This window comes from Rhodanobacter hydrolyticus (genome assembly GCF_044904645.1).
In genome coordinates this window covers 914,541-941,073 of sequence record NZ_JADIKK010000008.1, presented here as the reverse complement: position 1 = coordinate 941,073, position 26,533 = coordinate 914,541, and the positions used below count along the sequence as shown (strand labels likewise).

Below are 26,533 nucleotides of genomic sequence, written 5' to 3'. Positions count from 1 at the left end.
TGAGCAGCGCATTATGCCGGGATCAGTGCACCGGGTCGAGGCCCAGCTGGCGTTCGCAGCGTTCGTAGCCATTGTTGCCGGACAGCGGCTGGAATACGGCGCAGTGGGTCATGTTGCCCGAGTAGATGTGCAGGCTGACAGCGATGTCGTGGTCGCTGGGGTTGCGAATGGTGTGGTACTCGTGCGGCGGGATCAGGCTGCCGGCGGAGCCGGGGCCGGCCTGCACGGAACCGACGGGCTGGAAGCGACAATGGCCCTCGGCATCGTCCATCCGCTCGTACTGCACCACGTCCAGTGCGCCGCGCCACACGCCTTCCACGCACCACATGCCGGCGTGATCGTGGATCGGTGTGCCCTGGCCCGGGCCCCAGGTCATCGCCACCACGCAGTAGCCGTGGTCGTCGCTGCGGTACAGCTCGCGGCGCGCATAGCGGCCTTCGGCGGTTTCCAGCACGCATTCGGGCAGCTGGATTTCGTTGCCGCGGATCAGTTTGCACAGGCTGTTGCGCAGGCTGTCGGTGATCGCGGGTGTGCTGGCCTGGATGACAGCCGTATCGATAGCGTCGATCAGCTGGCGACAGCCGGGAAATTCGGTGGTGAGCATGGTGACTCCACGCGTGGCGTGAAACGGTTCGGTCATTATAGATTCGATGGTCGGTAATGACGAATGGTCATGAGCGGCCCAACTGCATCGGGGTGTTCAGGAACGGACGCGGGAATGTCGCAATGCGCTTGTACCGTGGTTAATCAGAGCATGCCTATGCTCGACGGGAACACGGCTTCGAGGTGGCGCCATGGGCACGCATGCGAAACGCGGAGGCGGCAAAAAGCCGACCGGGAAACAGCCATCAGGCGCGCAGGGTGTGGCTGCGAGCGGCCTCGGTGCGATCAATCACATCGTCGTGTTGATGCTGGAGAACCGTTCGTTCGACCACATGCTCGGATTTCTCTACGCCGATGCGAACAATGTCTCGCCTGCCGGCAACGCGTTTGAAGGCCTTACCGGCAAGGAATCAAATCCCGACGGCGCAAACGGCACGAACGTCACGGTATCGCAGATCCAGCCGGGGGCGGCGAACGCCTACTTCCTGCCCGGTGCCGATCCCGGCGAAGGTTACGTGGCGACGAACGCGCAATTGTTCGGCAGCAATGCGCCACCGGCGCCTCCGGTGGCGACCAATGCAGGTTTCATCAACAACTTCGCCGCCACACTGACCTGGGAGGCTGCGGAAAAGCAGTCGATTCTCGCGGGCACCGTCGCCACCGACATCATGGCGATGCATACGCCTGCCAGCCTGCCCGTGCTGTCGACGCTCGCCCGCGGCTTCGCGGTGTGCGACCAGTGGTTCGGTTCGGCGCCCACCGAGACCTTGCCCAACCGCGCCTTCGTGCATGCGGCGACTTCGCAGGGCCACATGGACGACAAGACCAAGTCGTTCACCGCGCCGACGATCTACGGCCTGCTTTCGCAACACGCCATCGACTGGATGATCTACGGCTACGACGCCGACCCGCTGACCCGACTGACCTTCAGCGACACCGCGAGCGCGGCGGATACGCACTTCGGCTTGTTCGCCGATTTCCAGGCCGCGGCCAAGCAAGGCCAACTGGCCGCGTATACCTTCCTCGAGCCCAGCTGGGGATCGAGCGGAAACAGCCAGCATCCCAACTACGATGTCGCGCTCGGCGAACAGCTGATCCACGACGTCTACTACGCACTGCGCAACGGGCCGGCCTGGAACGAAACGCTGCTGATCGTCACCTATGACGAGCATGGTGGCTGCTACGACCATGTGCCGCCGCCGACCAACGCTGTGCCGCCCGATGCCACGGCCGGCGAATTCGGTTTCGACTTCAAGCGCTTCGGACCGCGCGTGCCCACGTTGCTGGTCTCGCCCTGGATCGCAGCGGGCACGGTGTTCAGGGTGTCAATGGGTGCGATGCCGTTCGACCACACTTCCATTCTCAAAACGGTCGAGCAGCGCTGGGGTCTGCCGGCGCTGACCGCGCGCGACGCGGCGGCGTCGGACGTCGGCGGTGTGCTCACGCTCGCCGCGGCGCGCACGGACGATCCACTCTCCGGGGTCGTGGTGCCCGTGTCGACGGGAACGAACCCCGCCGCCGGGAAACCTTCGCATTTGCAGGAGGTGTATGCCGATCTTGCGGCAACCTTGCCGGTTGCTGCTACCGGGCCGGATCGCACGGCACTGCACACCGAGGACGACTACAGGACGTACATCCGCCGGCGCGTGGCCGCATGGAAGGCGCAGAGAGAGCGTTGAGAACCCGGACAGGGATTCCGGGTGGATCGGGCATCGAGCAAGGCAAGCGCCGGGTACCCTGTTGGTGCGGACCGTGGGTGCCAGAGGTGCCTGCAGCTATCCTGGAAATGTCCGCTTTCGACCGGCTGAATCCGCGACCCGAGGTGTCACTTCAATGAAACGGCCCAGGTAGTCCCTGTCGACATCCAGGCGGATGAGGGCCTGACTGCCTTTGCCACCCGTGACGGATACGACTGTCCATGTCGATGGGAGAGTAACTTTAGGGTCGAGTCCGACGAACCACTGAAGTAGTTCAACCCGCAAGAACTTTGCGCGGGGCAATCCGCGCAAAGTTCTTGCACACACGAGAGGATCGCAAATGAAGACGCGTATTACGGGATCGATGGCCGCGGTCGCCTTGCTGGCGTCGCTGACGGCACTGCCGGCGCTCGCCGCGCTCAAGCCCGGTGCGATGGCACCGGACTTCACTGCCGAGGCGAGTCTTGCCGGCAAGGATTTCAGCTTCTCGCTTGAAGGGGCTCTCAAGAAGGGGCCGGTGGTGGTGTATTTCTACCCATCGGCGTACACCGGCGGCTGCGATCTGGAAGCGCATAGCTTCGCCACCGAGAAGGCCAAGTTCGACGCCGCCGGCGCCACCATCATCGGTGTGTCCGCCGACAGCATCGAGCGGCTGAATGCCTTCTCGTCGGATCCGCAGTACTGCGCCGGCAAGTTCCCGGTAGCCTCCGACCCCAGTGGCAAGGTGGCGGCTTTGTACGACCTCAAGATGACGGCGGCGCAGGCCGGCATCAACGACGTGCGTGGGGTGGCCATCGATCATGGTTTCATCTCGCGCACCACATTCGTGATTGCCAGCGACGGACGGATCGTCGCCACGCTGTCGTCGGAGGCGGACCACCTGCGCCCCGATCAGCACGTGGCTCGGTCGCTGGCCATCGTGCAGGGCATGCGGTCAGGCAAGATGCCCATGACGGGCGGACACTGAACTGGCCAGTCCGCTGAATCGGAGCAGGTGGCAGGTGTTCTGGGTGGGTTTCGCGATGTGAAACGCGAGCTTGCCCGGGATACCTGTCTGGCGCTGCCGACGTGAAACTGATGTCCGCTTCCCCAAAGCGGACATCGGCATTTTCGGAGGCAAGAAATGTCGGAGGAAGCGCAATGACCAGCCGTATCATCCGCATTTCTGTGGTTGTACTTGTTTCGACGTGTGCTCGGGTTGTCCATGCGGTGCAGCAGGACACGAAAAAATCGTCGAAATGAGCCCAGTCGCCGCGGATGCCGCGCGTCAATACGAAACCGATTCGACCTTCCCGTCAGGGTTGAAGCTTACGTAGTGTGTTGGAGCCTTGCGCTCGAAGTCCGTTGAGGTGGCACCTGCCCAGGTGGCATCGATTTTTGCCTGCAGCATTTGATTCGTGCAGGTCTGGGTATTTCCAATGGCCGAGCCTTCCTTGACCTCACAGCGGTAGCCGGCGGCAGCGACTTCGTCGCGGGACATGCCGACGACGATCAGGCCGTGCTCTACATCGATGTTGTACGCGCTATCGGGGTGCGCGCGGACGTAGTCTTCGCGCCCCTTGCTGACGGACTGCATGATGGCGGCATCGTCAGCGCGAATTTTGTTCACGGAAGAGGGGTCCGGGGCTGTCGAATTCGACGGCGGCGGCATGCAGCCGGCCAGTAGACCACTGGCAACTGCATAGAGCGCGACGACGTATCGAGTGGCGAACATCTTCATGGTTTTCCCCTGCGTGAATGCTTGGTTGGAACGGCCGATGCCAGGCAAAGGGTGATGAAAGAGCTCCAACGACTCAACATTACTGCGTGGACGCTCCTCCAGACCGAAGAGGGCTTGGTGAAGACAGTCGCCTTCAAAACGACGTGATGGCAGCGCCCGATTTCACCCCGTAGCTAACCTTTCGGATAGCCTGGATTGGACAATAGCAGCAGGGTGAAGGACACCAGCGTGTTGTTCAGGTCACTGCCGCAATCTCACGAGACTCAAGGCTTCGCCAGGAAGCCGCCGATCGCGCGGCTGTAGTTCTCGATGTCGACCAGGAAGGCGTCGTGGCCCTGCGGCGAATCCAGCGCCACGAAATCCACCGCGGCGCCGGCGGCGGCGAGGCCTTCGGCGATCTGTTCCTGCTGCTCCAGCGGGAACAGGATGTCGGTGCTGACGCCGATCACCAGTGCGCGTTCGACATGGATGCGCCTGAGGCCTTCCATCACGTTGCCGTCGCCGTATTCGGCGATGTCGAACCAGTCGCTGGCGCGTGACAGGTAGAGGTAGCTGTTGGGATCGAAGCTGCGCACGAAGCGGCGGGCGTGGCCTTCCAGATAGGACTCCACCTGGAACTCGAAGCCGAAGGGTTGTTGCTCCTCGCGTTGCTCGGCATCGAGGCGGATGCGCGCGAAGCGGCCGTTCCATTCCATCGCCGAGCGATAGGTGATGACGCCGAGCTTGCGTGCGATGCTCATGCCCATGTCGGGATAGCGTTCGCCGTCGCCATGGATGTCGTATCCGCCGTTAGCCCAATTGGGGTCGAGCCTGATCGCTTCGCGCTGCAGCGAGCGGATGGCGATGGCGAAGGGCTGCGCCTGCGGCGCGGTATCCACGCTGACATGGGCGCGAACCGCGCCTGGATGCAGCAGCATGTAGGCCAGTGCAGCCATGCCGCCCATCGAGCAGCCGACCAGGCAGGCGAGGCGTTCGATGCCGAGCGTGCGCACCACTTCGTGCGCCGCGTTGGCCACGTCTTCCAGCGACAGCTCGGGGAAGTCCAGCCGGTAGGCCTCGCCAGTGGAGGGATTGATCGAAGCGGGGCAGGTGGAGCCCTTGTCGCTGCCCAGCGAGTTCACGCAGATCACGAACCAGCGGTCGGTGTCGATGGCCTTGCCGGGACCGGCCATGTCTTCCCACCAGCCCGCGGCGGGATCCTCCGCGCTGGACGTCATGTGCGCGCTGGGCGAGAGGCCGGTGAGTACCAGGACGGCGTTGTCGCACGCGGAGTTGAGCGTGCCCCAGGTCTCATAGGCCACGCGTGCGTCGTGTAGTACGCCGCCGCGCTTCATGGCGAAAGGTGAGGGCAGCTTGCAGTAGCGGCGTGCGTCGGCCATCTCAGTGGACCTTGTCGATGGTGATGGCGATGGGCGTCCTGCGGTCGGTGTCCACGACGCCGGCGCTGCCTTCGAGGTCACCCGGCTGGGCGATGGGCTGGCCGTCGTGGCTGATGCGCGCCGCCACGATCACGCGCGCCACCGAGGAAAGTTTCAGTTCCGGCGTCATCGCCATCGTGTCGCTGAGCGTGACGGTGGTGGGCAACGTGCCGGCGGCGAGCTTGGCCACGGCCAGCGGCATCGGCGGACCGCTCACGGCGCGGGCGAACACGTAGAGTTGGTCGCCGGCCTGCAGCTTGTCCTTGAGCGCGGGAGCAAGGCTCACCTGTACCGTCAGCATGGCGCCGGTGCTGGCGGCGGCCGCGGGCTCGGTGGAAGGTTTGATGCCGGCGCGGGCATCGGCGTTCGCGATCTGTTCCGCCACGGCCTTGGCCACGGTCGAGCCAGGTTCCAGCAAGGGCTGCAGCTTGCGCCACGTGGCGGAGGCGTCCGCGTATTGCGCGTGCTGGAACTGACTGATGCCGAGCAGCCACAGTGCGCGCTGGCTGTCCGGCTGCAGTTCCAGCGCGCGATGCAGCAGGTCGAGGGCGCGACCGTCGATCTGATGATCGTCGCGCGCCATCGAATCGGTTTCGGCCCAGCCCACCATCGCGGCCACGTCGTCCGGAGTGAGCTTCAGCACGTGGTCCCAGGCGTCGCGCGCGTCGGCGGGCTGCTTGAGTGCGGTAGTGGCTTCGGCCAGCAATGCCCAGCCTTGCGCATCGTTCGGCTGCTGCCGGAGATGCTCGTGCAGTTCGGTCAGTGCCTGCTCGAAGTCCATCGGCTTCGGCGCGGCGGCCACCCCGTTGAGGGTCGCAGGCGCGCCGACATGCAGGTACAGCCCGAGTGTGACTAGAGGGAGCAGCAGGGCGATGCCCAGCGCCAGCGCGAACACGCCGCGCGGACGACCGTTGCGACGGCCTTCGCGCAGCAGGGGCACCAGCAGCAGGGCCAGCGCCGTCGCGAGCATCGCGGCGGCGACCAGATAGAACGCAAGCTTCACCAGTCATCCCCCGCATCGGCCGGGTCCGTGCCGGCCCGTTCCGTGTTGGCCATGTTGCCGTCGTTCGCGCCGGCGGCAATGCGGCGTCTGCGTACCGTCACCGCCACCACCAGACCACCGGCCAGCAGGATCGCCAGCGGACCGAACCACAGCAGCCACGTGCCGGGTTGCAGCGGCGGGTCGTACAGCACGAAGTCGGAATAGCGATCCACCAGGTACTGCTTGATCTGCGCGTCGGTCTTGCCCTGCTGCATCAGCTGGAACACTTCCAGCCGCAGGTCGCGCGCGAGGTCGGCGTTGGAGTCGGCCAGATCTTCGTTCTGGCAGACCATGCAGCGCAGCTGCTTCGTCAGGTTCTGGAAGCGCACTTCCTGCGCATGGTCCTTGAACGGCAGCGGCTCGATGGCGCCGGTGGCGGCGAAGGCGTGGCCGGCGAAGACCAGCAGTGCCAGCAGCACGAAATGTAGGAGCGCACCCTGTGCGCGAAGGCTTTTGGCTTCGGCCGCACCAAAGAACCATCGCGCACAGGGTGCGCTCCTGCGCGAGGCGAGTCCGGGTAGACGCGGCTTCATGGCGCCTCCCGCTTCACGGCATCGATCGCCGGTTGCAGTTCCTGCGCGATCACCTCGGGCGTGAGCGGGCCGATGTGCTTGTAGCGGATCACGCCCTTGGCATCGATCAGGAAACTCTCCGGCGCACCGTACACGCCGAAGTCGATGGCGGTGCGGCCGGGCTGGTCGGCGATCACCAGGTCGTAAGGATTGCCGCGGTCGCGCAGCCAGGCCTTGGCGTCGTCGGGCGCGTCCTTGTAATCGTAGCCCACCAGCACGATGCCGAGCCGGCGGCCGTCGCTCATCAGCACCGGGTGCTCCTCGGCGCAGGCCACGCACCAGCTGCCGAACACGTTGAGCAGGTAGGGCTTGCCGAGCAGGCTGGCCTTGGTGACGTTCTGCTCCGGCGCATCCAGCTTGGGCAACGCGAAATCGGGCGCGGGTTTGTCGATCAGCGGCGACGGCACGTAGCGCGCGTCGTGCCAGGTGTTCCACCAGATGCCGAAGCCGAACAGGCCCACCAGCGCCATGAACACGATGAACGGCACAAAGCGCTTCATGCCGGCGATTCCTGTGGCGAAGTCGCCGCGATGGGAGAAGCAGCCTCGGCGGCGATGCGCTTGATGCGGAAGCGGCGGTCGCCGGCGCAGACGAAGCCGCCCAGCATCATCAGCAGGCCGCCGCCCCAGATCCAGCGCACGAAGGGCTTGTAGTACAGCCGCAGCGCCCACGCGCCCTCGATGTCGTTCGCGTCCATCGGCTCGCCCAGCGCCACGTACAGGTCGCGGAACACGCCGGCGTCCACCGCCGATTCGGTCTGCACTTGCTCGTGCGAATAGGTACGCTTCTGCGGGTGCATCGTCGCCACGGTGGCGCCGTCGCGCAGCACGGTGACCACGCCCTGGTCGGCGTGCCAGTTCGGGCCGACGGTGCGGTGCACGCCGTCGAAGCGGAAGTCGTAGCCGGCCACGCTCTCGCTCTGGCCCGGCGTGAGGCGCACGTCGTGGGTGACGCTGAGCGACTCGGACAGCAGCACACCGATCACGAACACGCCCACGCCGAGGTGCGCCAGCAACATGCCGGCCATCTCGGCGGGATAGCGACGACCGCGCGGCATTTCACGCCAGCGCTTCAGCGCGTACAGCAGCACGCCCACGGCGATCCACACCGCCGATGCCACGCCCACGATGGCTTTCAGTTGCCCCTGCACGAAGAACGCCGCCACGATGGCGCAAGCCACCGCGGCGATGCCGGCGCGCAACATCACCTGCTTCAGCACGCCGCCATCGGCCTTGCCCCAGTGCAGGAACGGCCCGAATGGCAGCAGCGCCACCACCGGCGCCATCAGCAGTGGGAACAGCAAGCCGAAGTAGGGCGGCCCCACCGAGATGCGGCCGAGATGCAGCGCATCGCCGATCAGCGGGAACAGCGTGCCCAGCAGCACCATCGCCGACGCCGTGGCCAGCAGCAGGTTGCCGATCAGCAGCGCCGTTTCGCGCGAAACGACATTGAACGGCTTGCCGCCGGCCACCTTGGGCGCACGCAGCGCATAGAGCAGCAGTGAGCCACCCACCACGATGGTGAGGAAGGCCAGGATGAACACGCCACGGCGCGGATCGGAAGCGAACGCATGCACCGAGGTGAGCACGCCCGAACGCACCAGGAAGGTGCCCAGCAGTGACAGCGAGAACGCGAAGATCGACAGCAGCAGGGTCCACGCGCGCAGGCCGCCGCGCTTCTCGGTGATCGCCTGCGCATGGATCAGTGCCGCGCCCACCAGCCACGGCATGAAGCTGGCGTTCTCCACCGGATCCCAGAACCACCAGCCGCCCCAGCCCAGCTCGGCATAGGCCCACCAGCTGCCGGCCACGATGCCGAGGGTGAGGAAGCCCCACGCCGCGTTCGTCCACGGCCGCGCCCAGCGCACCCACGCCTGCTCCACTTCGCCACCGAGCAGGGCCGCGATGGAGAACGCGAACGCCACCGAGAAACCCACGTAGCCCATGTAGAGCACGGGCGGGTGGAAGGTCATGCCAGGGTCCTGCAGCACCGGATTGAGGTCGCCGCCATCGGCCGGCATCGGCAGCAAGCGCATGAACGGATCGGAGGTGAACAGGATGAAGGCGAGGAAGCCGATCGCGATCAGACCCATCACGCCGATCACGCGCGCGGCGAACGCTTCGGGCAGGCGATGGCTGAGCGCGGCCAGCGCCACCGTCCACAGGTTGAGGATCAGGATCCACAGCAGCAACGAGCCTTCGTGCGCGCCCCAGACCGCGGCGATGCGGTAGTACCAGGGCAGCGCGAGGTTGGAGTTGTCGGCCACGTACTGCACCGAGAAATCGAAATGCAGGAAGGCGTACACGAGGATGCCGAACGCCATCGCCACGAACACCGCCTGGCCGGCCGCGGCCGGGCGCGCCACTGCCATCAGCGCGCGGTTGTCGCGCCATGCACCGACCAGCGGCAACACGCCCTGCGCGATGGCGAGCAGGAAAGCGAGCACCAGTGCGAGCTGACCGAGTTCGGGCGTCATGGGCTCTTGTCCTGCGCGGCGGCTTCCTTCACCTTCGCGTCTGCATGCGCCTTGGCCATCGCCTCCTTCAGTTCCTTCGGCATGTAGGTTTCGTCGTGCTTGGCCAGCACTTCGGTGGCGACGAAGCGCGCGCCGTCCATGTGCCCGGTGGCGATCACCGACTGGTTGTCGCGGAACAGGTCGGGGAGGATGCCGGTGTATTCCACCGGCATGGCGCCGCCGGCATCGACCACGGTGAAAGTGACCTGCAGCGAGTCCTTGCTGCGCTGGATCGAGCCGGCCTTGACCATGCCGCCGAGGCGGAAGGTCTTGTACTGCGTAGCCTGCCCCGACTGCACCTGGCTGGGCGTGAACAGGTAGTTCATGTTCTGCTGCAAGGCGTACACCACCAGGCTGACCGCCAGCATGGCGGCAACCGCGATCACGATCACGAGGGTGAGCCTGCGCTTGCGGGTGGGGTTCATCGGCATGCAGTGGTCCGGCGGGGTCAGGGCGCAGGCGTGGAAGAAGGAGAGCGGCGTTCGCGCGCGACCTGCCGCGCCAGCCGGCCGCGCAGTTCGCGCAGGATGCGGCGGCGGCGCAGCCGCGGCGTCACGTTGTCGGCGATCAGCACGACGAAGAACACGGCGTAGGCAGGCCATACATAGCCTGCGTAACCACCCATCCTGAAGAAAGCGGCGGCTTCGCCGCTCAGGGCGAAGAAGTGCGAGAGCGTGCTCATCGGGCTGCCTCCGCTTGCGCGATCTCGCGCACCCAGTCCTTGCCGGACTCCAGCGCAAGGATGTCGGTGCGCGCGCGCCGGCACAGGCTGGCGGCGTAATAGCACTTGGTGGCCAGCGTCATCGCCAGCAGCGGCCACAGCATTTCCCACGGCATCTTGGAGTGGCCGAAGATATTCACCGTGCTGCCCTGGTGCAGGGTGTTCCACCACACCACCGAGTAGTGCACGATGGGCACGTTGATGATGCCGACGATGGCGAGGAAGCTCGCGGCGCGCGCGCCCTGGCGGCGATCCTCGAACGCGTGGTACAGCCCGATCACGCCGAGGTAGAGGAACAGCAGCACCAGTTCCGAGGTGAGCCGCGCGTCCCAGGTCCACCACGTGCCCCACATCGGCTTGCCCCACAGCGAACCGGTGGCCAGGGTGATGAAGGCGAAGGCCGCGCCGATCGGCGCCGATTCCATCGCCACCACCTCGGCCAGCTTCAATCGCCATACCAGGGCGATGAAACCGGATACGCCCATCACGGCGTAGACGAACATGCTCATCCACGCGCTGGGCACGTGGATGAAGATGATCCGGTAGGCGTCGCCCTGCTGGTAGTCCGGCGGCGCCAGCACCAGGCCGCCGTAGAGCCCTATCACGCCGAACAGCAGCGCCAGCCCCATCGCCCACGGCCGCACCGCGCCGGCGAAGCGGTAGAACGTCGGCGGCGAGCCGAGCTTGTGCAACCAGAGTGGAATCCACTTCGCCATGTCACGAGTCCAGCGCAATGCGTAAGGCCGCCGCGCACGCCAGCGGCGCCAGCACCACGGCGAGGATGAGTGCGGCGGTCAGCCACGCGACCGGAGCGAACCACGGAAGCCCCTCTTGGGCGGCTGTCACCGCGCCGGCAGCGAAGATCACCACCGGCACGCACAGCGGCAGCAACATCAGTGCCAGCAGCATACCAGAGCGCCGCGTGCCGGCCGTCAGCGCCACCAGCACCGCGCCGAGCAGGCTGAGCAGCGGCGTCGCCAGCAGCAGCGCCAGCAGCAGCGCCGGCATCGCCGCCGCGGGCAGGTGCAGCATGCCGGCCAGCAAGGGTGCGATCACGATCAGCGGCAACGCCGTGGTGATCCAGTGCGCGAGGATCTTCATCCCCAGCATCAGCGGCAGCGGCTGTGGCGCCAGCACCAGCTGCTCCAGCGAGCCGTCCTCGATGTCGCTGGCGAACATCGCGTCCAGCGCCAGCAGCATCGCCAGCAGCACCGTCACCAGCACCACGCCGCCAGCGATCCGCTGCAGCAACGCCAAGTCCGGCCCCAGCGCAAACGGAAACAGCACCACCACGATCACCGCGTACAGCACCGGCATCGCCAGATCCCCGCGCCGCCGCCAGGCCAGCATGAGGTCGCGGCGAAGCATGGCGGCGCAAGCGCGAGGAAGCGGGGCATTCATGGCGCAACCACCATCGACATCGCAGCCTCTACCACCTCAGTTCCCAGATACGGCGCGGCGTGGCTGGTGTGCAGGACGTCTCGTCGGGCGTAGTTCCCATCTCCTCGGCACCGCCTGCTTGTAGTTCCGGCGTATTGAACCAGTCCATTTCTCTTGGCTACTTCTCTTGACTCCGGGCATCCTGCCCGTCGCCCTTCGGGCCGGCTTCGCTGTTCGCCACCGCGCCCAGCGGTGGCGTGGGCCAGCAAAGAGAAGTAGCTCGGGCGCCGGCAGGCGGCCGAAAGCCCGCCGCAGGCGAGCCAAGATGCGAAAGCGAAAGGTCGCCGCGGGCACCCGCCCCTCACCCTAGCCATCCCCCCAAAGGGGAGAGGGGATTTGCTCGCGCGACCGAGGTTGCGCACCTGCTTGCGGCAGACAATTGAACGTTCGTCGCAAGCGCCTCCGCGAGCGACTACATGCGATGTTCCACGAACACGCTTACCCATGCATGCGTATCCGCTGCGGCTCCCCGCCATGAAACCCCGCCACCCCATGGCTGCTCGCCAATGCCGCGCCTCCCTCGGCAACGTGCCGTTCCAGCAGCCGATTGACCAATGCAATGCCCTGCCGGTCGAGATTCGCGTAAGGCTCGTCAAGCAGCCACAGCGCCGCTGGTTGCAGCAGCAGGCGCGCCAGCGCGGCACGCTTCTTCTGCCCCGCGGAAAGACGCCGCACCGGCTCGTCCTCGTAACCGCGCAGGCCCACTTCACCCAGCGCCGCGTCCGGCGTGACGCCGGCGCGGCAACCGTGCAAGCCGGCGGCGAAGGCCAGGTTCTCGCGCGGGCTCAACTCGTGCTTCTGACCCAGCTGGTGGCCCAGGAAAAGGATCTCGTTCGCGCAGGCGTCGCGTTGCAGCGGTGCGCCGCGCCAGCGCAATTCCCCTTCGCTGACGTGCAGCAGGCCGGCCAGCAGGCGCAGCAAGGTGGTCTTGCCGCTGCCGTTGTCGCCCTCGACCAGCGCCAGCTCGCCCGCGTGCAGGCGGAAATCCAGCGGCGCGAACACCGGCTCGTCCTGGCGGTGGAAGCTCAGGCGATGCGCTTCGAGCAGGGGCGTGGCGGCGGAGGCTGCGGTCATCTGCCGCATTCTCCGCAATGGCTGGCGAGCTTGTCCATGCGGCGGACTGCCGCCGTAAAGCCGTTCAACCCAGCATGCGCAATTCGGCGGGACCGTCGGCCTCGCCGTGCACGTAGGACAGTTGCGCGTGTTCGCGCATCAACGCGTCCAGCGTGCGCAGATCCGCACCGATCACGAACAGGCTGGGCTCGCTCCAGCCGGTCTGGCCCACGCCGATGGCGGGGTAGACGGCGACCTGCGGCAGCTTGTCCAGGGCATCGACCAGCGCCTGCTGCGCGGCGAGGTTTTCCGCCTGCGGGCGGCGGCGCGCCTGCGGATTCCATGCCGTGATGAAACCCCACGGCTGGCCGCCGACGACGGCCGCCAGTTCGGCCGGCAGCGGCAGGTCGATACGGATCGCCGCCCAGCGCACCGTGTCGAGCACCACGTGGTAGGTGGTGTTGCGGAAGTCTTCGAGCAGGAACTCATTCATGGCGTAGTTGCGCGGGCAGGGGCGTAAGCCGAGCTTGCAGCATGCGCGCCGCCGCGTCGAGGTCGACGGCGTTCGCATCCGGTGCCTCGCGCAGGATTTCCTCCAGCAGCGCATCCTGCATGCGGCCGCGTTCCAGCGCGTAGCTGTAAGGCAGGTGCGTAAAGGTGACCATGCGATAGCGCGCCATGAAGTGCTGCGGCGCGCGTTCGGCCAGCTTCGCGCCCAGTGCGCGCCTGGCTAGGTAATGCGGATCGGCCACCGAGTCGCGCATCTCCACGTAGTTTTCCAGCGCCATCGCGGCGATCGCGTTGGCGTTGGGTTGGCGGATGCGCTGGAACTCGGCGAACACGCCGGCGCTGTCGCCAGGCGTGGCGGCGAGCAGTTCGGTCAGCGTCACCGTGTCCTCGAAGCCGCAGTTCATGCCCTGGCCGTGGAACGGCACGATGGCATGTGCGGCGTCGCCGATGAGCAGGGCGCGTCCGTCCAGGTGCCAGCGGTCGAGGTGCAGCGTGGAGAGCGTGCCCACCGGGTGTTCCGCGTAATCCGCGTCGAAGCGGGGAATCAGCGGCAGCAGGTCGGGGAAGTCCGTGGCGAAGAACGCGCGCGCCGCGGTGGCATCGGGCAGGGTGGCAAAGCTTGGGTGCGCGCCGTGTGCCGGCAGGAACAGCGTTACGGTGAAACTGCCTTCGGCGTTCGGCAGCGCGATGCACATGTAGCCGCCTCGCGGCCAGATGTGCAGCGCGTGCGGTTCGATCGCGAAGCGCCCTGCGCCGCCGGCTTGCTGTACCAACGCGGCGGGCAAGGTGTCGGCGGCGGGAATTTCCAGTTCCTTGTAGCCGTGGCCGAGGGGCTCGATGAGCTCACCCAGAGGTGCATAGGTGTTCATCGCCGTGCGCAGCGCGGAGCCTGCGCCATCGGCCCCGATCAGCAGGTCGACACCGTGCTCGCGTTTGATACCCGCCTCGTCGGCGAGCCGGATGCGGCGGCCGTCGAAATCCGTGTCCACCAGCGACTGGCCGAAGTGGAAGTGCACGCCGGACGCTTCGGCGGCATCCAGCAGCAGCATGTTCAGCGCGCCGCGCGACACCGACCAGATCACCTCGCTGTCGTCCACACCGTAGCGCTGCAGTCCGCTCGCCCCATCATGTGCATGCACCATGCGTCCGCGCATCATCACCGCGCGCTCCAGCACCGTGTCGGCCAGCCCCGCCGTACGCAACGCCTGCAGGCCGCGCTCGGCCAGGGCGAGGTTGATCGAACGACCGCCAAGAAACCCTGCGAGACGCGGATCAGGCCGCTTCTCGAACACCTCCACCGCAAAGCCGTGCTTTGCTAGTTGCCGAGCCTGCAGCGCGCCCACCAGGCCGCCGCCGATCAGGGTGATGCGAGGACGTTGCGTCATGTCGCGTTCCGGATGAAGGATCGCGACACTGTTCCGCAAGCGGCGGGGGACTGCAATACGCGGCGCCTCAGCGCCTGCTCGAAGCCTCCGCGCTGCGGCCGCGGCAAAGCGACCGAAGGGCCGGGCTGTTTGCCCGCGTGCCTGCGTCAGCACTTGGACGTGGACGGACGTCCACTCCTCGATTCCTCAAGAATCCATCCATGGACTCTCCCCGCATGCCTTCGTTCTTCCTCGGCCCGCAGGCACAGAGCTCCCGGCGCGGGCCACGCAGAAGCTTTGAGCAGGCGCCTAAAAGCTCATGAAGTACCCGCCGTTCACCGGCAGGTTGACGCCGGTGAGGTAGCCGGCGTCGTCGGCGGTGAGGAAGGTCACGGCACGGGCGATGTCGGCCGGCTGGCCCAGTCGGCCCACCGGGATGCCGGCGATGATCTGGGCGCGGATCTCTGCGGGCACGGCAGCCACCATCGGCGTGTCGCAGTAGCCGGGCGAGACGGTGTTGACGGTGACGCCCTTGCGCGCGGTTTCCCGCGCCAGCGCCATGCTGAAGCCGTGCACGCCGGCCTTGGCGGCCGAGTAGTTGACCTGGCCGAACTGGCCGGTCTGGCCGTTCACCGAACTGATGTTGACGATGCGGCCGAAGCCGCGCGCGGTCATGCCTTCCACCACGGCGTGGCTGGTGTTGAACACGCCGTCGAGGTTCACGCGCATCAGGTCGTGCCATTGCGCGGGCGTCATCTTGCGCAGGCTGGCGTCGCGGGTGATACCGGCGGCGTTGACCAGGATGTCCACGCCGCTGTGCTCGCGCTCGTGGTGGCCGATCATCGCCACACAGGCCTCGTGGTCGCTGACGTCCAGTGCCTCGTAGCGGATGGCGTCGCCGAACGCGGCGGTGGCCTCGCCGAAGGCCGCGAGGCGTGCCTCGCTGGCGGGCAGGTCTGCCGCGATCACGCGGCGGCCGGCCTGTGCCAGCTGGCGGCAGATCTCGGTTCCCAGGCCACCGAGTCCGCCGGTGACGAGGGCCAGACGAGTGGCAGAAGATGCGCTCATGGAGGTTCCGTTGCTTTTGCGATCATCCGTGATCGCCGGAATCGAACGGGCAGCCCATCCATGGCCGCGCTTTGAGGTGTTTTTGCGATCATCCCTGATCGCGTGAGTCACACGGGCAGCCATCCATGGCTGCACTTTTCAAATGAAAACGCGCCGCTTTGGGCGGCGCGCTCACGGGACGGAAGGGCGGGGATCAGCCGGATTTCTTGCCGCGACCGGCGCCCTGCGGGGTGATCTGCGCGGCGGCGTCGAGCAGGCCGCGCTGCATGGTCTTCCACGCGTCCATGTTGCGCTCGGTCAGTTCGTTCACCATGGCCCAGGGGGTCTGCCCCATCAGGCTGTTGAGCTGGGTGCGGAACTGCTGCTGCTGGTCGAGGAAGACCTGCAGGCTGCGCTCCAGGTAGGGACCCATGAAGCCCTGCAGCGAATCGCCGTAGAAGCGGATGATCTGGCTGAGCAGTTGGGGCGACAGCATCGGCTGCCCCTTCTCTTCATGCTCGGAGATGATCTGCAATAGCACGGAGCGGGTGAGGTCCTCGCCGGTCTTCGCATCGCGGACTTCGAAGTCCTCGTTGTCCAGCACCAGCTGACGCACCTCTTCCAGCGTGATGTAGCTGGAGATCTCGGTGTCGTAGAGCCGACGGTTCGGATACTTCTTGATGGTGCGTTTGTTTTGTGCCATGCGGCGAAACTAGCAGAAGATATTGCGCCGCACCAGTAGACCACTGGCATGCATGTTCGAAAATTGGTCTGCTCTGCGATGGCCGTGGCGCCGCGATGTGCGCCACGGTGGTCTGCAGCAGACGGCGGCGGATCAGTGGCCGACCGCCCCGCCGGCGCTGCCGAACGGGGGCTTGGCGAACCACAGGATGGGGATCAGCAGCAGGAACAGCACCGCGCAGCCCCAGAACACGTCGTTCACCGCCAGGGTGAGCGCCTCGCGGTTCACCAACTGGTCGATCAGGCCCAGGCTCTGTGTGTGCGGCATGCCGTGCTGCGCGAGACCTTGCAGGAACTGCGTCGCCGCGGGGTTGGCGTTACTGACGTCCTCGGTAAGGTTGGCATGGTGCAGCTCGCCGCGGTGCTGCCACAGCGTCACCGTGATCGCGGTGGACATGCTCGAACCCATGGTGCGGCAGAAGTTGGACAGGCCCGAGGCACTGGCGATCTCCGAGGCGGGCAGGCCGGACAAGTAGATCTGGTTCAGCGGAATGAAGAAGCAGGGAATGGCCATGCCCATCACGAAGCGCGGCACCACCAGCGTGCCGAACGACGCGTTGCTGTCGAAGCCGGCGAACCAGTACGAGGTGAACGCGAAGACGATGAAGGCGAAGGTCACCACCGCGCGCAGGTCCAGTCGGTGCATGTTCTTGCCCAGGATCGGCGACAGCAGGAAGGCCAGCACGCCCACCGGTGCGGTGGCCAGCCCCGCCCAGGTCGCGGTGTAGCCCAGGTCGAGCTGCAGCCACAGCGGAAACACCACATTGATGCCGAAGAACGCGAACATGCCCAGCGTCAGCGCCACCACGCCGACGGTGAAATTGCGCTGCTTGAACAGCGAGAGGTCGATCACCGGGTGCTTGGCGTGGATCTCCCACACCACGAGGAAGATAAGGCAGACCAGGGCGACCAGGCCCAGCGTAAGGATCAACGGCGAGGCGAACCAGTCGTGGTCGTTGCCGTTGTCCAGCATGAACTGCAGGCAGCCCACGCCCACCACCAGCAGTACCAGACCCACCGCGTCGATCGGCGCCTTGAAGGTCTTGGTCTCGCGTTTGTGCAGGATCGACCAGGTGATCACCGCCGCGGCCAGGCCTACCGGCAAGTTGATGTAGAAAATCCACGGCCACGAGAAATTGTCGGTGATCCAGCCGCCCAGGATCGGGCCGAAGATCGGCGCCACCACCACGGTCATGGCCCACAGCGCCAGCGCGACGCCTTGCTTTTCCTTCGGGTAGCTGGTCAGCAACAGGGTCAGCGACAGCGCCACCATCGGGCCGGAGCCCGCACCCTGCATCAGGCGGCAGACCACTAGCATCGGCATGCTGGTGGCCAGGCCGCACAGCATCGAGAACACCACGAACAGCAGCACCGACACCACGAAGGTGCGCACCTCGCCGAAGCGTCGCGCCACCCAGCCGGTGAGCGGCTGCATGATCGCGCTGGCCAGCGCGTAGGAGCTGATCGTCCAGGTGCCTTCGTTGGGGCTTACGCCGAGGCTGCCGGAGATGTGCGGCACGGCCACGTTGACGATGGTCATGTCCAGCACCTCCATGAAGGTGCTGAAGGCGACGGCGATGGTGAGCAGCGCCAGCGGGCCGCCGTGCAGCGGCTTCAGCGGTGCGTCGTTTTCGGGCGTGGTGGCCATGCGGGGCTCGCGCTGGTGTCGGGTGCGAAGGGGATCAGCGCGACGTGCCGCTGGCGCCGAGGTTGGCCGCGATCACCTTGTCGGCCTCGGCATCGGCCTGGCTGGCGATGTTGTCGTACACGCTGGTCTCGGCGGCAGGCTGCGCCGGACCGGCGGCCAGCACCTTGCCCTGGTCCTGACTGATGTCCACGGTGACATCGGCGGACAGGCCCACGCGCAGCGGATGCTGGTCGAGCTCCTTGTCGTCCAGTGCGATGCGCACGGGCACGCGCTGCACCACCTTGATCCAGTTGCCGGTAGCGTTCTGCGCGGGCAGCAGCGAGAACACGCTGCCGGTACCGGCGCCCAGGCCGATCACCTTGCCGTGGTATTCCACCTTGCCGCCGTAGAGGTCGGTGGTGATGGTCGCCGGCTGGCCGATGCGGATGTGGCCCAACTGGTTTTCCTTGAAGTTGGCGTCCACCCACAGGTTGTGCAGCGGGATCACGCTCATCAACGGCTGGCCGGGCGTGACGCTGTTGCCGAGCTGCACGCTGCGCTGGGCCACGTAGCCGGAGACAGGCGCCACGATGGTGTTGCGTTGCGCGGCCACCCAGGCGGCGCGGAAGTTGGCGCGCGCCTGCTGCACCGCCGGGTTGTTGGCGGTGTCGGTGCCGGCGATGGCCGCATGCGCTGACTGCGCCTGCGCCTGCGCCGCATCCAGCGCCGCCTGCGCGGCGGCCACGGCATCGCGCAGGTGCTGCACGATCTCGGGCGATTCCGCTTGCGCTGCGACCAGCGGCAGATGGCGCTTGAGGTCGGCCTCGGCCTTGCTCAGGTCGATCTTGCGCGCGGCAACCGCGGCGTCGGCGCCGCTGGCGCTGTCGGTCTGGCCGCGCACCTGGCGCACGGCGAGCGCGAGCGCGCTGCGCGCCTGCCGCAGGCGCACGTCGGCGTCGGTGGCATCGAGCTTCACCAGCACCTGGCCGGCATCGACGTGCTGCGTGTCGTCAGTGAGCACCGCGACCACCGTGCCGGGCACCTGTGCGGAGATGCCCACCTGGTTGCCGCCCACATAGGCGTTGTCGGTGTTCTCGCGGGTAGAAAACACGAATTCCCAGAGCAGGAACCAAGCCAGCGCGGCGAGCACGAAAACCACCGTCACGATCAGCAATGCGCGGCGACGCTTGGGTGGATCCTTGGCGGCAAGGCCGCTGTCGTTTTGCTGGGCGGACTCGGTGGCGCTCATGGGCTTGGGCTCCGGTGGCTGTTCGTGGAAGAGGGATTCGTGCCGACGTCGGCGGGCAGGCGATAGCCACCGCCGAGCGCCTTGATGAGGTCGAGATCGGTGCCCAGCGCCTGTGCATGCAGGGCGATGGCCTGATCCCGCTGCTGCAGCCACTGAGCCTGCGCGGCAAGGCTTTCGCGGGCATCAGTCACGCCACGCTGCAGGCGCGACCGCGCTGTGTTGCCAAGTTGTTCGGTGGTGTCGACCTGCTGTTGCTGCTGTTGGCGGGTCGTGGCCAACTGCTCGGCGGCCAGCGCCTGACTGGCGACTTCGCGGACGGCGTGGAACACGCTGGCGTCGTACTGCGCCACCGCGTCGTCGAGCTGGGCGCGGCTGATGCCGTAAGCGGCTTTGAGGCGACCGCCCTCGAAGATCGGCAGATGCAGCGCAGGCGTGAGGCCGAAGACGCGGCTGCCTGCGCTGAACACGTTGCCGAGGTTGCCCGAACCGCCGCCGCCGAACAGCGCCGGCGTGGCCTGGTTGGTGCTGGACAACCCGACCATCGCGGTGATGCTGATGTCGGGGAAGAACTGCGCGCGTGCTTCGTCGGTCTGTTTCAGCGCCGACTCCACCTGCCAGCGGCTGGCTGCGATGTCGGGACGGCGCGCGATCAGGTCGAGCTTCGCATCGGCGGGCAGGCCGCTGCGAACCGCCGGGAGTGGACGCGGCGACAGCGCAGGCAATTGTTCGGGCGAGACGCCAAGCAGGGCGGCCAGCGCCACCTTGCGGATCTTCGCCGAGCTTTCCAGCGCCGTTTGCGCCTGCTCCGCGCCAGCAATGCGCGCGCGCGCCTCCTGCACGCTGTCGGGTAGATCCACGCCCTGCCGCACGCGCAGTTCGGCGATTTGCAGCAGACGCTGCTGCACGGCCAGCGACTGCCTGGCCAACGCCAGCCGTGCCTCGTCGGCCAGCCACCCGAAATAGGTGCCGGCAACCGCGTTCTGCAGTGTCAGTGCGGCTTCGCTGCGCTGTGCTTCGGCGGCGTGCGCCTGGTCCAGGGCGCTTTCGATGGCGGCGCGCTTCTTGCCCCACCAGTCGAAGTCGTACTCGAACTGCACGCCGAGGTCGGCCTGGTTGTACCAGGTAAAGCCGAGCAGTTGCGGCGGCATCAAGCCATGTTCGCTCAGACGCTGGCGGGCGACCTGCGCGTTGCCGTTGATGCTCAGTCCCGCCTGTGCAGCGGCAAGCTTCACCGATTGCTCGGCGGTGTGTACGCGGCTTTGCGCCTGCCTGAGGTCGGGCGACTGGCTCAGCGCGGTGGCCATCAGGTCGTCAAGTTGCGGATCGTCGTAGCCGCGCCACCAGTCGGTGGCCGGCCAACCGGCGACGGGAGCGCCTTGCAGGCCGGCCAGCGGCACGTCGTCGCGCAGCGCGGGATGCTGCAGTTTCGGCGGCGCGAATGCGCAGCCACCGAGCGTCAGCGCGACGGCGAGTGTCAGTGCCGCGCGCGGGAAGGGCGGGGCGAAGGTCATCTTGGACTCCTTCATGACGCGCTCTCGGCGTCGAGCTGGTCGAGGTTCTTGGCGAGCTTGCGCAGAAGGCGGCTGAGCTGGCTCCGTTCGGTGGCGCTGAAACCGGCGAACATCGCCTCCACGCGCGGGAACATCGGCGGCAACATTTTCTGCACGAAGCGCCGGCCCGCGGCGGTGATGCGGATCACCACGCGGCGGCGATCTTCAGCGCTGGCGCCGCGCGAGATCAGGCCGCGTTTCACCAGCGCATTGCCGATGCGGGTCATGTTGGTGCTGCCTTGCGAGGTGAATTCGCACAACTCGCCCGGAGTGGAGCTGCCGTCAGGGCTGCTGTACAGGATCATCAGCGTGAGGAATTCGCTGTCGATGAGCTGTTGCGACTTGAGCTTCTCGTCCAACGCCTCGTCCATGCGCCCACCCACCATCAGCATCAGCCGGCACAGACGGGCCTGTTCCACAGGAAGGCCAGGAATGGCCTCGAGCATTCGCTCGATGCCTTCGTCCATCATCGCGATGCATTTACTCAGGTGCGCCATTTCATTGGATCATATTTCACTGATGAAATAAATTGTGACGCATGCGGGAACGTCGCGCAAGCGTCGCGTCACGCCTCAGGCACGATCCGGATCGGGCAGGCGGAACAGGCGGCGGGTATTCGCAGCGGTGACAGCGGCCAAGTCGCACTCCGCTTCGCCACGCAGTGCGGCCACGCATCGCAATACATCCGCCACGCGTGCCGGCTCGTTGCGCTGGCCCCGATGGCCCGCATCGGGCTGATCCGGGGCATCGCTTTCCAGCAGCAGGAATTCGCTGGGCATGTCGGCGACGATGCGACGCAGGCGTTGCGCGCGGTCGTAGGTCACCGGGCCGCCGATGCCGACCAGGAAGCCGAGCTGCCAGAGTCTTCGCGCCTGTTCCTCGCTGCCGGAGAAGCTGTGCACCACGCCGCGGACGCCGGGATGGCGGCGCAAGGTCAGGATGACCTCCTCGAGTGCCTGTCGTGCATGCACGATCACGGGCAGGTCGAGCTCCCGGGCCAGCGCCAGTTGCCGGTCAAAGTAGTGGCGCTGCAGCACGGGGTCGAGCTCGGCGAGGTGGAAATCCAGGCCGATCTCGCCGATGGCGATGGCGGCGTTCGACGTGCACCACGACGACAATGCGTCGACGTCGCTGAGCGCATGCTGGTGGAGATACAGAGGGTGCAGGCCGTAGGCGGGGAACAGCGCAAGTGGTTGGGTCGCACAGAGGTCGCGGATGCGCGGCCAGCTCGCCGCGTCCACGGCGGGTATCACCAGTTGCAGGACGCCTGCGCCCCGCGCCCGTTGCAGCACCTGTGCGCGATCGGGGTCGAACGCATGGTGGTCGAGGTGGGCGTGGCTGTCGGCAAGCATGACGCGCGTCCGGTTTTCCATGCGATGTGTGCCACGGCTGGCACTAAATCAACGTGAGGCTAGTGTAACGTTGCGGTCTGACGCTATTCAGACTTGTGAAGGTTCAATGTCATCGAGCGCCGCAAGAAGTTGCATGCGCGTGGCGGCGCGACCGGAACACAAACAGAGGAAAAGAATCATGAAAAAACTGATGGTCAATGCACTCAGTATCGGTATCGTGGCCGCGCTGGCCGTCGGCCTGTCGGCCTGCAACCGCAGCGCAGATGCCGGCACACAGGTGGCGCAAGCAGCTTCCGCGCCGGCTCCGGCAGCACCCGTACCGGCTGGCCCGCAGTACGCCCAGGTGGTCAGCGTGACGCCGGTGCGCTCGACGAGCGCGTCGCAGCAGGTTTGCCATGACGTGGTGGTCAACCAGACTGCGCCGCCGAAGGATCAGCACAACATCGCCGGCACCGCGATCGGCGCCGTGGCCGGTGGCCTGCTTGGCCATATGGTTGGCGGCGGCAGGGGCAATACCCTGACCACGGTGGCCGGTGCGGCGGCGGGTGGTTACGCCGGCAACCGCATCGAGAACGCGCACCACCAGCCGCAGGTGACGCAGTCGGTCCAGCGCCAGTGCAACACGGTCGCCGGCAGCGACAAGATCATCGGCTACGACGTGCAGTACGTGTTCAACGGCGTAACCCGCACCACGCGCATGGATCACGATCCGGGCGATCGCGTGCAGGTGCAGGAAGGCGTGACGGCCGTTTCGGACGCCCGTTGATTCCGTGAGTCTCGAAGGAGCAGCGCGATGAGTGCATTCATGCGTGGCATCGTTCCGGCGGCGGTGCTTGCGGCTGGTCTGCTGTTGTCCGCCTGCGTCACCGGCCCCGGCTACGGCAATGGCGGCTACCACCCGGGATATGGCCAGGGTCCTGGCGGCGGCTACGGTCGCTGCCAGCAGGGCTGCGGCGTAGTGCAGGACGTACGGCCTGTGTACATCAACAGCGGAAATCCGAATGGCGGCACACTGGGCGCGGTGATCGGCGCGGTAGCCGGCGGCGTGCTCGGCAGCACCATCGGCAAGGGTGACGGCCGTACGGCCGCCACGGTGGTCGGTGCCGTGGCCGGTGGCGTCGTGGGCAACCAGATCGGACAGAACGCCGGTGGCGGCAGCAATGCCTGGCGCATCGTGATCCGGCTGGACAACGGCCAGTACGCCACGGTGACGCAGCGCGACGATCCGCGCGTGCGTAACGGCGATTACGTGCAGATAGCCAACGGACAGGTCTATCCGATGTGACGGATCGCTGTTCGTTAAATAGACGTCTGGACGTCCAAATGAAAAGGCCCTCGCAAGAGGGCCTTTTTTATCCTTGGTGCAAAATCAGCGTGGCGCTGCTTTGGGCGAAAAGTGCAGCCAAGGATGGCCGTCCGTTTGATTTTTGCGATCACGGATGATCGCAAAAGCATTCCACTCAGTTCACCGCGTAGAACGTGTGGTCGCCGATGGTGATGCCGGTCTTGTTGCGCGACCATGCCGGCGCCACTGCGGCCGTGGCGAAATGGTCGGCGTGCGGCACCAGCATCCGGCGCTTGTTTGCGGGCAGCTGCCAGTCGTGGATCGTTTGGCCCGCGATTTCCCACGCCTTGTGGAATGACTCGAGGCTGTTGATCTGGAACGAGCCGGGTGTGGTGGTGGTGGCGAACTGGTGCGGCGCCATCACGACCTCGCACACCGTGCCGCCCCATTGGCCGCGTTCGCGGCGGCGCATCGCCACTTCGGCAACGGCCATCTGGCCGTCGATGGGTTGGCTACGCGCCTCCAGGTACACCGTCGTCGCCAGGCAGGCCTGGTTTGCGACGGGTTGTGGCATCAGGGTAGTCAGCCACAACAACATGGAAAGTTTCATTTCTGCCTCCAGCGTGCTGTACGCGCGGACGATGCGTTGTCCTTTGCGCCGTTGCGATGGACGGGCGGGCAGGCCGTTCCACCTGGATTGAATCGCACAACCGAAACTTGTGGCTGGGCGAAGTGCCACGGGATTGTGGCGCTCGAATGGCGGTATCTCTGTGCCGATCGAAGAATGTTGTCGCGGCGTTGCGCGGTGCCGATAGCCGTGTAGCCTGCGACGTTTTCCGCACTCAGGCGGTTGTTCCATCCGACGGTCTTCGCCGGGTCGCGCCGATTCGGAATCTTCCGGTTCGTCGCGTGTTTCTGCGGCACCGAAATGAGGGGTGCCTAGTGAAAGGTTCGACGGAGCCTAGCGGCGGATTTTTTCCGCGGCAAGTGCCTGGTCACGTCGATTCATTGCAAACTCACTCAAATTGAACGCGAAAGTGAACGATTGTTCACGTGGGCGCGACGATGCACATCAATTCTCCCATCGATGCTCTACACGCAACGCGAGATCGCCATCGAGTTGAAGCGCAGCATCGTTTGCATGCGTCGATGTGATGTCGTCGTTCAACACGGCGAGTGCATCGGCGTGTTTGTCGTGCGCAACGACATCAAGCAGCACGCCTACGTCGTGGCCTTCGCGATGCAACACGATGCCTGGCATCGCATCGCGTGCCAGCCGCACCTTGCACAGGTGGCGTTTGTGTCCGCCTCGCCAGTGCAGTCGCGCCACGATCTCCTGGCCCGGGTAGCAGCCTTTGTCGATGGCGACGGCATGCAGGCGATGCAGCGACAGCGCGGGTGGCAGCAAGTCATCGAACGTGGAAGTCGGCAGCCACGGCCAGCCGAGTTGCAGTTGTGGCAATCGCCACCGCGCATCGCTTTCGCCATCCGCGGCGATGCGCATGCTGTGCGAGCCGCAGCCGAGCACGATGTTGTCGGATGCGGTGCGTGCCTCGTGCAACGGCAATGCGGCATCGATGGACAGCGTATGCCAAGACGAAATCGTAATGGTGAGCCGAGAGCGGAACACGTATCGACGCAGCGCTTCGCACAATGCGCCCGCTTCGCCTCCGCGCAGCAGCAACAACAGGCGTTGTTCATCCAGTCGCGCGAGATGGAACAGCGCACGCACACGGCCCTGTGCGCTCAGCCATGCACTGAACTGCCATCTGCCGACGGCAAGCGCCTGGACATCGCTGCTGAATTGCGCATGCGCGAAGGCGAGTGCATCCGGACCTTCGATCAATAGGGTTTCGGCGGGGTAGGGAATCGGCATAGACGGTCCAAGATGAGGTCGCCAGCAGCCGAGCGCAAGTCATCGCGACCTTCGTCAAGGTTGTGCGGCATTGCGGCAAGTATTAATCTCCCGCCGCTTGCGATGACCATGTCCGACACTTCCCGCCCAACCGAATCCAGTCCCGCTTCCGCTCCCGCGGAAACCGTGGCCGTGCCCGCGCGTCCGGCGGGGGAGAAGGCGGCGACGGAGCGGCCGGCGCTCGATCCCACCCGCTACGGCGATTGGGAGAAGAACGGGCGCTGCATCGATTTCTGATGCGTTTCGCGGCGGCATCTGCCGTCGCGCGAAGGCGGTTTGGCTTGGCAGGCAGCTTCAGCGATTCCACTTCAGGATAGCCGCCATGGCAGACACGCGACGACCGCTCTCTCCGCATATACAGATCTATAAGTGGCAAGTGCAGATGGTGACCTCCATCCTGCATCGCGCCACCGGCATCGCGTTGGCCGTAGGCACGCTCGTGGTGGTGTGGGGCCTGCTCTCGCTGGCTGCCGGCGAAGCCGCTTTCGACCAGTTCAAGGTCTGCATGGGCAGTCCGTTGGGCCTGATCCTGCTGGTGGGCTGGAGCTGGGCGCTGTTCTACCACTTGTGCAACGGCATCCGTCATCTGTTGCAGGACACCGGCGCGGGTTATGCGATTCCGCAGTTCGTGCGTTCGAGCTGGCTGTCGGTGATCGTCAGCCTGGTACTGGTCGTCATCGTCTGGGCCTGCGTGCTGACCTGTGGAGGTGCCGCATGAGCGCGAACGCAAAAGACCTGCGCAACCCGCTGAAGCGTGCACGCGGTTTCGGTTCCGCGCAGTCGGGCGTGGGGCACTGGTGGACGCAACGCGTCACCGCCGTCGCGCTGATCCTGCTCGGCCTGTGGTTCGTGTTCACCGTGCTGTCGCTGTTGCATGCCGACTACGCCACGGCCAGGGCCGCGGTAGCGAAGCCGTGGAACGCGCTGCTGCTGATCCTGTTCGTGGTCACCATGTTCTGGCACGCCGTGCTCGGTTTGCAGGTGGTGATCGAAGACTACGTACACACCCGCTGGAAGGAAGTGGTCCTGCTGGTGGCGATCAAGTTCCTCGCGGTGCTGGGCGCGCTCGCGGGCGTGCTGGCCGTGCTGCGCATCGCATTGGGAGTTTGAGA

30 protein-coding genes are annotated in these 26,533 nt (G+C 66.1%); 7 read left to right on the top strand and 23 right to left on the bottom strand.

The features are described 5' to 3' along the window. Positions 1-22: 22 nt before the first annotated feature. Complete coding sequence (locus ISP25_RS06705) at positions 23-604, bottom strand: cysteine dioxygenase family protein (protein ID WP_192155430.1); 582 nt, start codon at positions 602-604, stop codon at positions 23-25. Between the two features lie 259 nt (positions 605-863). Between ISP25_RS06705 and ISP25_RS06700 the strand changes: the two genes are divergently transcribed. Further along, on the top strand, positions 864-2,282 hold the full coding sequence (locus ISP25_RS06700; protein WP_404612633.1) for an alkaline phosphatase family protein: 1,419 nt from the start codon (positions 864-866) through the stop codon (positions 2,280-2,282). A 358-nt stretch (positions 2,283-2,640) separates the two neighbouring features. After that, on the top strand, positions 2,641-3,267 hold the full coding sequence (locus ISP25_RS06695; RefSeq protein ID WP_404612631.1) for a peroxiredoxin: 627 nt from the start codon (positions 2,641-2,643) through the stop codon (positions 3,265-3,267). Between the two features lie 300 nt (positions 3,268-3,567). Here the strand turns inward: ISP25_RS06695 and ISP25_RS06690 are convergent, their stop codons facing one another. The 20 genes from ISP25_RS06690 to ISP25_RS06595 all read right to left on the bottom strand — a co-directional run bounded on the left by ISP25_RS06690 (position 3,568) and on the right by ISP25_RS06595 (position 22,221). Next, positions 3,568-4,020 carry a hypothetical protein gene (locus tag ISP25_RS06690; RefSeq protein ID WP_404612629.1) on the bottom strand — a complete coding sequence of 151 codons (453 nt, stop codon included), beginning with the start codon at positions 4,018-4,020 and terminating at the stop codon, positions 3,568-3,570. A gap of 263 nt (positions 4,021-4,283) precedes the next feature. After that, positions 4,284-5,399 carry a homoserine O-acetyltransferase MetX gene (gene metX, locus ISP25_RS06685; protein WP_404612627.1) on the bottom strand — a complete coding sequence of 372 codons (1,116 nt, stop codon included), beginning with the start codon at positions 5,397-5,399 and terminating at the stop codon, positions 4,284-4,286. 1 nt (position 5,400) lies between these two features. Next, the gene (locus ISP25_RS06680; protein ID WP_404612625.1) at positions 5,401-6,441 is read right to left on the bottom strand and encodes a tetratricopeptide repeat protein; all 1,041 of its coding nucleotides are present in this window, start codon (positions 6,439-6,441) and stop codon (positions 5,401-5,403) included. Beyond that, a complete protein-coding gene (locus ISP25_RS06675) occupies positions 6,438-7,013 on the bottom strand; it encodes a cytochrome c-type biogenesis protein (RefSeq protein WP_404612623.1) in 576 nt (191 codons plus the stop codon). Before ISP25_RS06675 ends, ISP25_RS06680 begins: the two co-directional genes overlap by 4 nt. Beyond that, positions 7,010-7,552, bottom strand: coding sequence for a DsbE family thiol:disulfide interchange protein (locus ISP25_RS06670; RefSeq protein WP_192154785.1), 543 nt, complete (start codon positions 7,550-7,552; stop codon positions 7,010-7,012). The genes ISP25_RS06675 and ISP25_RS06670 overlap by 4 nt, the downstream gene beginning before the upstream one ends. Then, positions 7,549-9,528: a heme lyase CcmF/NrfE family subunit gene (locus ISP25_RS06665; RefSeq protein ID WP_404612621.1), complete on the bottom strand. Its 1,980-nt coding sequence runs from the start codon at positions 9,526-9,528 to the stop codon at positions 7,549-7,551. The genes ISP25_RS06670 and ISP25_RS06665 overlap by 4 nt, the downstream gene beginning before the upstream one ends. Next, positions 9,525-9,992 (bottom strand): cytochrome c maturation protein CcmE, encoded by a 468-nt coding sequence (gene ccmE / locus ISP25_RS06660; protein WP_192155436.1) that lies wholly within the window; start codon positions 9,990-9,992, stop codon positions 9,525-9,527. The genes ISP25_RS06665 and ccmE overlap by 4 nt, the downstream gene beginning before the upstream one ends. 23 nt (positions 9,993-10,015) lie before the next feature. Further along, positions 10,016-10,249 carry a heme exporter protein CcmD gene (ccmD, locus tag ISP25_RS06655; protein ID WP_404612619.1) on the bottom strand — a complete coding sequence of 78 codons (234 nt, stop codon included), beginning with the start codon at positions 10,247-10,249 and terminating at the stop codon, positions 10,016-10,018. Then, positions 10,246-11,004, bottom strand: a complete 759-nt coding sequence (locus tag ISP25_RS06650) for a heme ABC transporter permease (protein ID WP_404612617.1) — start codon at positions 11,002-11,004, stop codon at positions 10,246-10,248. The genes ccmD and ISP25_RS06650 overlap by 4 nt, the downstream gene beginning before the upstream one ends. A 1-nt stretch (position 11,005) precedes the next feature. Continuing rightward, positions 11,006-11,689, bottom strand: a complete 684-nt coding sequence (ccmB, locus tag ISP25_RS06645; protein ID WP_404612615.1) for a heme exporter protein CcmB — start codon at positions 11,687-11,689, stop codon at positions 11,006-11,008. Positions 11,690-12,166: 477 nt separating this feature from the next. After that, positions 12,167-12,802, bottom strand: coding sequence for a cytochrome c biogenesis heme-transporting ATPase CcmA (ccmA, locus tag ISP25_RS06640; protein ID WP_404612613.1), 636 nt, complete (start codon positions 12,800-12,802; stop codon positions 12,167-12,169). Between the two features lie 64 nt (positions 12,803-12,866). Beyond that, positions 12,867-13,274: a DUF3293 domain-containing protein gene (locus tag ISP25_RS06635; RefSeq protein ID WP_192154798.1), complete on the bottom strand. Its 408-nt coding sequence runs from the start codon at positions 13,272-13,274 to the stop codon at positions 12,867-12,869. Then, entirely contained in the window at positions 13,267-14,676 is a 1,410-nt protein-coding gene (locus tag ISP25_RS06630) for an FAD-dependent oxidoreductase (RefSeq protein WP_404612611.1), read from the bottom strand. Before ISP25_RS06630 ends, ISP25_RS06635 begins: the two co-directional genes overlap by 8 nt. Positions 14,677-14,964: 288 nt before the next feature. After that, positions 14,965-15,723 (bottom strand): acetoacetyl-CoA reductase, encoded by a 759-nt coding sequence (phbB, locus tag ISP25_RS06625; RefSeq protein ID WP_404612609.1) that lies wholly within the window; start codon positions 15,721-15,723, stop codon positions 14,965-14,967. Positions 15,724-15,916: 193 nt separating this feature from the next. After that, positions 15,917-16,405, bottom strand: coding sequence for a polyhydroxyalkanoate synthesis repressor PhaR (phaR, locus tag ISP25_RS06620; RefSeq protein WP_192154804.1), 489 nt, complete (start codon positions 16,403-16,405; stop codon positions 15,917-15,919). Positions 16,406-16,537: 132 nt separating this feature from the next. Continuing rightward, positions 16,538-18,091, bottom strand: coding sequence for a DHA2 family efflux MFS transporter permease subunit (locus tag ISP25_RS06615; protein ID WP_404612606.1), 1,554 nt, complete (start codon positions 18,089-18,091; stop codon positions 16,538-16,540). A gap of 34 nt (positions 18,092-18,125) precedes the next feature. Beyond that, the gene (locus tag ISP25_RS06610; protein WP_192154808.1) at positions 18,126-19,319 is read right to left on the bottom strand and encodes an HlyD family secretion protein; all 1,194 of its coding nucleotides are present in this window, start codon (positions 19,317-19,319) and stop codon (positions 18,126-18,128) included. Then, positions 19,316-20,830, bottom strand: a complete 1,515-nt coding sequence (locus tag ISP25_RS06605) for an efflux transporter outer membrane subunit (RefSeq protein ID WP_404612604.1) — start codon at positions 20,828-20,830, stop codon at positions 19,316-19,318. The genes ISP25_RS06610 and ISP25_RS06605 overlap by 4 nt, the downstream gene beginning before the upstream one ends. Positions 20,831-20,841: 11 nt before the next feature. After that, positions 20,842-21,366 carry a MarR family winged helix-turn-helix transcriptional regulator gene (locus ISP25_RS06600; protein ID WP_404612602.1) on the bottom strand — a complete coding sequence of 175 codons (525 nt, stop codon included), beginning with the start codon at positions 21,364-21,366 and terminating at the stop codon, positions 20,842-20,844. A gap of 75 nt (positions 21,367-21,441) precedes the next feature. Continuing rightward, the gene (locus tag ISP25_RS06595) at positions 21,442-22,221 is read right to left on the bottom strand and encodes a TatD family hydrolase (RefSeq protein WP_192154814.1); all 780 of its coding nucleotides are present in this window, start codon (positions 22,219-22,221) and stop codon (positions 21,442-21,444) included. 178 nt (positions 22,222-22,399) lie between these two features. On the opposite strand from ISP25_RS06595, the gene ISP25_RS06590 reads away from it, so the two are divergent. Continuing rightward, complete coding sequence (locus ISP25_RS06590) at positions 22,400-22,987, top strand: glycine zipper 2TM domain-containing protein (RefSeq protein WP_404612600.1); 588 nt, start codon at positions 22,400-22,402, stop codon at positions 22,985-22,987. A 27-nt stretch (positions 22,988-23,014) separates the two neighbouring features. Then, on the top strand, positions 23,015-23,506 hold the full coding sequence (locus ISP25_RS06585) for an outer membrane lipoprotein (RefSeq protein WP_404612598.1): 492 nt from the start codon (positions 23,015-23,017) through the stop codon (positions 23,504-23,506). A 175-nt stretch (positions 23,507-23,681) separates the two neighbouring features. Here ISP25_RS06585 and ISP25_RS06580 read toward each other — a convergent pair whose 3' ends face one another. After that, a complete protein-coding gene (locus ISP25_RS06580) occupies positions 23,682-24,116 on the bottom strand; it encodes a cell wall hydrolase (RefSeq protein WP_225578121.1) in 435 nt (144 codons plus the stop codon). Between the two features lie 462 nt (positions 24,117-24,578). Next, entirely contained in the window at positions 24,579-25,382 is an 804-nt protein-coding gene (gene ygfZ, locus ISP25_RS06575; RefSeq protein ID WP_404612596.1) for a CAF17-like 4Fe-4S cluster assembly/insertion protein YgfZ, read from the bottom strand. Positions 25,383-25,490: 108 nt separating this feature from the next. On the opposite strand from ygfZ, the gene ISP25_RS06570 reads away from it, so the two are divergent. The 3 genes from ISP25_RS06570 (at position 25,491) to sdhD (ending at position 26,531) form a co-directional block, all read left to right on the top strand. Continuing rightward, entirely contained in the window at positions 25,491-25,658 is a 168-nt protein-coding gene (locus ISP25_RS06570) for a DUF1674 domain-containing protein (RefSeq protein WP_192104295.1), read from the top strand. Between the two features lie 85 nt (positions 25,659-25,743). Beyond that, positions 25,744-26,139: a succinate dehydrogenase, cytochrome b556 subunit gene (gene sdhC / locus ISP25_RS06565; protein WP_404612594.1), complete on the top strand. Its 396-nt coding sequence runs from the start codon at positions 25,744-25,746 to the stop codon at positions 26,137-26,139. Next, entirely contained in the window at positions 26,136-26,531 is a 396-nt protein-coding gene (sdhD, locus tag ISP25_RS06560; protein WP_192154822.1) for a succinate dehydrogenase, hydrophobic membrane anchor protein, read from the top strand. Before sdhC ends, sdhD begins: the two co-directional genes overlap by 4 nt. Positions 26,532-26,533: the final 2 nt, after the last annotated feature.

What these genes read in the sequence shown, in the direction of transcription:
- ISP25_RS06695 (WP_404612631.1), top strand. Translation starts at nt 2,641, where the DNA reads ATGAAGACGCGTATTACGGGATCGATGGCCGCGGTCGCCTTGCTGGCG.
- ISP25_RS06580 (WP_225578121.1), bottom strand. Translation starts at nt 24,116, where the DNA reads ATGAAACTTTCCATGTTGTTGTGGCTGACTACCCTGATGCCACAACCC.
- ISP25_RS06570 (WP_192104295.1), top strand. Translation starts at nt 25,491, where the DNA reads ATGTCCGACACTTCCCGCCCAACCGAATCCAGTCCCGCTTCCGCTCCC.
- ccmA (WP_404612613.1), bottom strand. Translation starts at nt 12,802, where the DNA reads ATGACCGCAGCCTCCGCCGCCACGCCCCTGCTCGAAGCGCATCGCCTG.
- ISP25_RS06585 (WP_404612598.1), top strand. Translation starts at nt 23,015, where the DNA reads ATGAGTGCATTCATGCGTGGCATCGTTCCGGCGGCGGTGCTTGCGGCT.
- ISP25_RS06670 (WP_192154785.1), bottom strand. Translation starts at nt 7,552, where the DNA reads ATGAAGCGCTTTGTGCCGTTCATCGTGTTCATGGCGCTGGTGGGCCTG.
- sdhC (WP_404612594.1), top strand. Translation starts at nt 25,744, where the DNA reads ATGGCAGACACGCGACGACCGCTCTCTCCGCATATACAGATCTATAAG.
- sdhD (WP_192154822.1), top strand. Translation starts at nt 26,136, where the DNA reads ATGAGCGCGAACGCAAAAGACCTGCGCAACCCGCTGAAGCGTGCACGC.
- ISP25_RS06705 (WP_192155430.1), bottom strand. Translation starts at nt 604, where the DNA reads ATGCTCACCACCGAATTTCCCGGCTGTCGCCAGCTGATCGACGCTATC.
- ISP25_RS06665 (WP_404612621.1), bottom strand. Translation starts at nt 9,528, where the DNA reads ATGACGCCCGAACTCGGTCAGCTCGCACTGGTGCTCGCTTTCCTGCTC.
- ISP25_RS06635 (WP_192154798.1), bottom strand. Translation starts at nt 13,274, where the DNA reads ATGAATGAGTTCCTGCTCGAAGACTTCCGCAACACCACCTACCACGTG.
- ISP25_RS06595 (WP_192154814.1), bottom strand. Translation starts at nt 22,221, where the DNA reads ATGCTTGCCGACAGCCACGCCCACCTCGACCACCATGCGTTCGACCCC.
- ISP25_RS06590 (WP_404612600.1), top strand. Translation starts at nt 22,400, where the DNA reads ATGAAAAAACTGATGGTCAATGCACTCAGTATCGGTATCGTGGCCGCG.
- ccmE (WP_192155436.1), bottom strand. Translation starts at nt 9,992, where the DNA reads ATGAACCCCACCCGCAAGCGCAGGCTCACCCTCGTGATCGTGATCGCG.
- ISP25_RS06630 (WP_404612611.1), bottom strand. Translation starts at nt 14,676, where the DNA reads ATGACGCAACGTCCTCGCATCACCCTGATCGGCGGCGGCCTGGTGGGC.
- ISP25_RS06690 (WP_404612629.1), bottom strand. Translation starts at nt 4,020, where the DNA reads ATGAAGATGTTCGCCACTCGATACGTCGTCGCGCTCTATGCAGTTGCC.
- ygfZ (WP_404612596.1), bottom strand. Translation starts at nt 25,382, where the DNA reads ATGCCGATTCCCTACCCCGCCGAAACCCTATTGATCGAAGGTCCGGAT.
- ISP25_RS06600 (WP_404612602.1), bottom strand. Translation starts at nt 21,366, where the DNA reads ATGGCGCACCTGAGTAAATGCATCGCGATGATGGACGAAGGCATCGAG.
- ISP25_RS06650 (WP_404612617.1), bottom strand. Translation starts at nt 11,004, where the DNA reads ATGGCGAAGTGGATTCCACTCTGGTTGCACAAGCTCGGCTCGCCGCCG.
- ccmB (WP_404612615.1), bottom strand. Translation starts at nt 11,689, where the DNA reads ATGAATGCCCCGCTTCCTCGCGCTTGCGCCGCCATGCTTCGCCGCGAC.
- ISP25_RS06615 (WP_404612606.1), bottom strand. Translation starts at nt 18,091, where the DNA reads ATGGCCACCACGCCCGAAAACGACGCACCGCTGAAGCCGCTGCACGGC.
- ccmD (WP_404612619.1), bottom strand. Translation starts at nt 10,249, where the DNA reads ATGAGCACGCTCTCGCACTTCTTCGCCCTGAGCGGCGAAGCCGCCGCT.
- metX (WP_404612627.1), bottom strand. Translation starts at nt 5,399, where the DNA reads ATGGCCGACGCACGCCGCTACTGCAAGCTGCCCTCACCTTTCGCCATG.
- phaR (WP_192154804.1), bottom strand. Translation starts at nt 16,405, where the DNA reads ATGGCACAAAACAAACGCACCATCAAGAAGTATCCGAACCGTCGGCTC.
- ISP25_RS06610 (WP_192154808.1), bottom strand. Translation starts at nt 19,319, where the DNA reads ATGAGCGCCACCGAGTCCGCCCAGCAAAACGACAGCGGCCTTGCCGCC.
- ISP25_RS06605 (WP_404612604.1), bottom strand. Translation starts at nt 20,830, where the DNA reads ATGACCTTCGCCCCGCCCTTCCCGCGCGCGGCACTGACACTCGCCGTC.
- ISP25_RS06675 (WP_404612623.1), bottom strand. Translation starts at nt 7,013, where the DNA reads ATGAAGCCGCGTCTACCCGGACTCGCCTCGCGCAGGAGCGCACCCTGT.
- phbB (WP_404612609.1), bottom strand. Translation starts at nt 15,723, where the DNA reads ATGAGCGCATCTTCTGCCACTCGTCTGGCCCTCGTCACCGGCGGACTC.